The sequence below is a fragment of the Neisseria sp. HMSC70E02 genome (genome assembly GCF_001838645.1).
Taxonomy (GTDB): Bacteria; Pseudomonadota; Gammaproteobacteria; order Burkholderiales; family Neisseriaceae; genus Neisseria; species Neisseria macacae.
The window spans coordinates 1-4,352 of sequence record NZ_KV838113.1 but is presented as its reverse complement, the minus strand read 5'-3'; the positions used below and the strand labels follow the sequence as shown (position 1 = coordinate 4,352).

Below are 4,352 nucleotides of genomic sequence, written 5' to 3'. Positions count from 1 at the left end.
CGCCTTGTCCTGATTTAAATTTAATCCACTGTATTTTCATTGCTACTGCAAAATAAAAAGCGGTCTGAAACCTTATTTGGTTTACAGACCGCTTTTATTATTTATGCCTTATCGGGTAGGAGGTTTGGCGTATCCGTCATCGGCGGGAAAGGCTTGAGGTTCATTTCTGCTGCGGTTTGGGTCGTACAGTTCGAAAATTGTAGTGCCGATTACACCCGTATTGCGGATGGAGCCATTATCCGAGTTGGCGGCATAAGAGTCGCGGGGGCTGCTGAAGACAAACGACGCCACCGCGCTGCTGCTTTTGCGGAAACCTTCGATTTCTAAAGAATCATGAGGATACAAGACATAACCGTCGGCGTATTTGCTGGCCGATTTGCCTGAAATCACATCCAAACCATCAACGCTGGCTACGATTTCCAAGGTTTTGTTGCTGTTGTTTTGATAGACCAAACGGTATGCCTGTCCGTCTGTACCGCGCAGATAGTAGTTGCCTTTGTCACGGAATATCGGCAGCAGGCTGCCATCATCACCGCGTATAGACAATTCCACTTTGCCTGAAGCTAAAGCAATCGAATTGACGCTGCGGCCGCGATAATCTTTGGAAGAGTAGTTTAATACGCTTTGCGCCAAAGGTTCCTGACTGACACGGCGCAAATTTACGGAATGAACGGAAGATTCCACTTCATCGCCCCAGCTTGTTCCTAATTTCTCTGCCGCTTGCGCACTTTGACTCGGTACGGCTGAATTGGTGGCAGCAGGTGCTTCAACTGTTTGATGTGATTGTGAACAGGCTGCTAAAACGGCAGCCAGCAACACTGGCAGCCATAATTTAAATTTCATTTGAGGCATAATCGCTCCTACGATAAATTGGATGATGGATAAACAACCTGAAATTACATAATAAAACTTACCGTATCATTATTATTTTTTCTAAATAACAAGGACAATACAGCAAAAGAGTTACCCATAATCTATACACTTACTCTAAATGGGTAAGAAACAGTATTACATCATACTTTGTAGGTTTATACGTCTAAAGCGCTTATCAAAGAATTTTTCTCATTGGAGCCTTGTCAATAAACAGGGTAAATAGGGGTAAAACCGTCGGTCAGGTCGTCTGAAAATCCTCTTCAAACCTTTATTTATGATTCTAAAGAATTTTAAATAGCGTATTGTCGGCTTCAAGGATGGAGATTTGTTGAGAGATACCGTATTGTTATGGATGGCAATTTTGACGGCACACTAGAAGATGTTTCTATCGAAGGATAAAATGACGATGAAAATTAAGGTAACTATGCTGGGTATTACCGGCTTGATATTGTCCGGCTGCTTTTTCGCCAATGACGAAATCAAGTTGGATGATATTGGGAGTTTCAAAATTACTGTCCATGAAGCTAAGGATTATAGGCAGGTTCATTTGACAGGTTTATTAGGCAATAGCGCAATGGGCATTTCAGATATAAAGACAACTTCCCACAATGATGAGCTGAATATTACTTTATTTCAAAAATTAGCAGGTTCACAATATTCAGGAAAGCTAGATAAAGAAATTGCTCTTGAACGCAATATTAAAAAGATTACTTATGGTTCTAAACACGAGATTATCTGGCAGGAGTAAATCGGTTTTATTCGGTATCTTGATTGCTTTTCGATAATACTGTTTAGCGGTTTAAACACAACGGAAAGGTCGTCTGAAAACTGGAAAACCGATTTTCAGACGACCTCGACATCACTTGGATGACATGTATTATTGTCGCAGATATCCTCAAATTATGGCAACCGGTTGAGTTGTTGTCCTAGTACGTTATTATTTGTATTTAAACTGATTATGGATGCGCTGCGGGTGGAGGTCGTCTGAAAAGGCTACCTGAAAAATAAAAAGCAGTCTGCACTTCCATCAACAAAGTGCAGGCTGCTTTTGAAATTTGGCTTTGCCGCTTCCCGCTTCGTCCGTTTTCAGTCTGCCCAACTTCAACGGTATTGCGCCGTTTTCTCCAGCAAAAACTCAATCACCGCCTGCACCTTTTTCGTCCGCTGGCTGTGTTGCAGATAATAAAGATACAACGGCGGATACTGCCGCCAATATTTTTGCAACACGGGCACAAAATCCGCGCGGTCAGGCTGTTGCTGCATATTGTGGGTAAACACCCGCCCAATACCCAAGCCTTGGCGGGTGGCATCCAATAAGATTTCAGGGTCGTTGCAGATAAGTGGCGTATCCATTTCCACTGCGGTTTCCTGCCCGTTTTGCGCAATCACCAGTGGCTCGATTTTGTTGGACGAGATAAAGCGGTAGCCGATGAATTTATGGGCGGGCAAATCCTTGGGCGTTTTCGGCGTGCCGTGTTGCGCGGCGTAGCTTGAGCTGACGTACAGCCCTTCCTGCGTGCCGTTCAGCAGCTTGCGGGCAACCATGCCTTCATCCAAACGGTTGCCGAAGCGAATGCCCAAATCAATACCATCCTCAATCAGGTGCGAAAGCCCGTCATTCAGCGAAATTTCCAGTTGAATTTGCGGATAGCGTTGGTGAAATTCCGCCAAATGCGGGCGCAAAACAAGCTGATACATTACCCGTGCCATGGTAATCCGCACCGTGCCGCTCACCTGCTCGCCAAAATTCCGCACTTCCTCAAAAGCCTGATGCAGCGTTGCCATGGCTTGTTCGGTACGTTCCAAAAGCTGCCTGCCGGCATCGGTGAGCTGGATATTGCGCGTGGTACGGTGAAACAGCGGCACACCGATTTTCTGCTCCAATAACTTTAATGCTTGGCTCGCTGAAGGTACGGCGATTTCCAGTTTGCGTGCCGCCGCCGAAATACTGCCTTCTTGGGCGATGGTTTGGAAAACGTTGAGCTGGCCGTAGAATGAATTGTCCATCGTTAGATTATACCTAATAGTAATTTAGAAATTGTGCGTCTAATCATAAAAAACATTCTGCGTATAATACACCCCATCAGCAAGCGATAAAGCTTAAAAACTCTTTTCCGTTAAACCCCTACAAGGAAACCGAATATGAAAAACATCCTGATTATTTCCGGACACCCCGATTTGCAACATTCCCTGGCCAATGCCGAAATTTTGGCGGAAGTGGAAAAATCCCTACCGCAAGCCGAAATCCGCAAACTGGATGCGCTGTATCCGAACCGTCGGTTTGATATTGCCGCCGAACAAGATGCGCTGCTGAAAGCCGATGTGATTGTGCTGCAATTCCCGTTTTCATGGTATTCGGTGCCGGGTTTGATGAAGTTGTGGATTGACGAAGTATTCGTACACGGTTTTGCGCACGGCTCGACCGCGAAACTGGGTGGCAAAAAGCTCATCGTGTCATTTACTACCGGCGCGCCTACTGCGTTGTATCAAAAAGACGGCTTCTTCAAACACTCGGTGGAAGACTATCTGCCGCAGTTTGAAACCTTCGCTGCCTTGTGCGGGCTGGATTATCAACAACCCGTGTACACCTGCGGTATCGGCTACACCGACCGTAGCAACGAAGAAGCCGTCAATGCCCAAAAACAACAGGCGCGCGAACACGCGGCGCGTTTGGTGGCTCAAATCAAAGCTGCTGCGGCTTAATCGTCAAAGGTCGTCTGAAAACGGCGGGCAGGAACGTCCGCCCAACAAATCCATTCAATATTGAGGAAAAATTATGTACATCATCGACATTACTGTAAACGAAGACATTACACCAGAACAACACGAGGAACTATTTCCAAAACATGCAGCATGGTTTGCCAAATACCATCAGACAGGCAATTTCTTGATTGTCGGCCCGTTCACCGATGCCCAAGGCCTGTCCAAAGTGCTGGCGGATACCTATTCGCTCTACCTCAAAACCCACAACTACCACTGGAACGTGGAAGACCCGATGTTCCACAGCCTGCACACTATGTTTGAAGAGCAGTACAACGAGCTGGCACTGGCGGTGGACGAAATCGCCGAACGCATCCGCGCGCTGGGCTTCAAAGCCCCCGGTTCTTACGGCGAGTTTGCCAAGCTTACTTCCATTCCCGACGGCACAAACACCCACGACGCGCCAACCATGATTCGCGAACTGGTGGACGGACAGGAAACCGTGGTACGCACCTGCCGCGCCGTGTTCCCCGCCGTGGACGAAGCCGGCGACGAACCCACCGCCGACCTTCTGACCACGCGCATGCAGACCCACGAAAAAACCGCATGGATGCTGCGCGTGCTGCTGGAAAAATAAACGCGGACGATAAAAGGCAGCCCACTGCCCGTAACACGGAGTGCAGGCTGCTTTTCCATGCTCAAAAGTAGCCTGCACATTTGCCAGCCGCCCCCAATCGTACAATAGGAGACCTTTGCAAAATTCCCCAAAATCCCCTAAA

General features: G+C 47.2%; 5 protein-coding genes. 3 read left to right on the top strand and 2 right to left on the bottom strand.

What is annotated here, in order from left to right; genetic code table 11:
* Nucleotides 1-108 precede the first annotated feature (108 nt).
* Nucleotides 109-852 carry a hypothetical protein gene (locus HMPREF3277_RS09965; protein WP_070871010.1) on the bottom strand — a complete coding sequence of 248 codons (744 nt, stop codon included), beginning with the start codon at nt 850-852 and terminating at the stop codon, nt 109-111.
* A 421-nt stretch (nt 853-1,273) separates the two neighbouring features.
* Here HMPREF3277_RS09965 and HMPREF3277_RS09960 point away from each other — a divergent pair, with 421 nt between their 5' ends.
* Entirely contained in the window at nt 1,274-1,621 is a 348-nt protein-coding gene (locus HMPREF3277_RS09960) for a hypothetical protein (RefSeq protein ID WP_246830798.1), read from the top strand.
* A 353-nt stretch (nt 1,622-1,974) separates the two neighbouring features.
* Here the strand turns inward: HMPREF3277_RS09960 and HMPREF3277_RS09955 are convergent, their stop codons facing one another.
* Complete coding sequence (locus tag HMPREF3277_RS09955; protein ID WP_070871009.1) at nt 1,975-2,880, bottom strand: LysR family transcriptional regulator; 906 nt, start codon at nt 2,878-2,880, stop codon at nt 1,975-1,977.
* 135 nt (nt 2,881-3,015) lie between these two features.
* On the opposite strand from HMPREF3277_RS09955, the gene HMPREF3277_RS09950 reads away from it, so the two are divergent.
* The gene (locus HMPREF3277_RS09950) at nt 3,016-3,576 is read left to right on the top strand and encodes an NAD(P)H-dependent oxidoreductase (RefSeq protein ID WP_070871008.1); all 561 of its coding nucleotides are present in this window, start codon (nt 3,016-3,018) and stop codon (nt 3,574-3,576) included.
* A 73-nt stretch (nt 3,577-3,649) separates the two neighbouring features.
* Entirely contained in the window at nt 3,650-4,210 is a 561-nt protein-coding gene (locus HMPREF3277_RS09945; RefSeq protein WP_246830797.1) for a ferritin-like domain-containing protein, read from the top strand.
* The last annotated feature ends 142 nt before the right edge of the window (nt 4,211-4,352 follow it).

Excerpts from the sequence above, each read along its gene's own strand:
- HMPREF3277_RS09965 (WP_070871010.1), bottom strand. The coding sequence starts at position 852 with ATGCCTCAAATGAAATTTAAATTATGGCTGCCAGTGTTGCTGGCTGCC.
- HMPREF3277_RS09960 (WP_246830798.1), top strand. The coding sequence starts at position 1,274 with ATGACGATGAAAATTAAGGTAACTATGCTGGGTATTACCGGCTTGATA.
- HMPREF3277_RS09955 (WP_070871009.1), bottom strand. The coding sequence starts at position 2,880 with ATGGACAATTCATTCTACGGCCAGCTCAACGTTTTCCAAACCATCGCC.
- HMPREF3277_RS09950 (WP_070871008.1), top strand. The coding sequence starts at position 3,016 with ATGAAAAACATCCTGATTATTTCCGGACACCCCGATTTGCAACATTCC.
- HMPREF3277_RS09945 (WP_246830797.1), top strand. The coding sequence starts at position 3,650 with ATGTACATCATCGACATTACTGTAAACGAAGACATTACACCAGAACAA.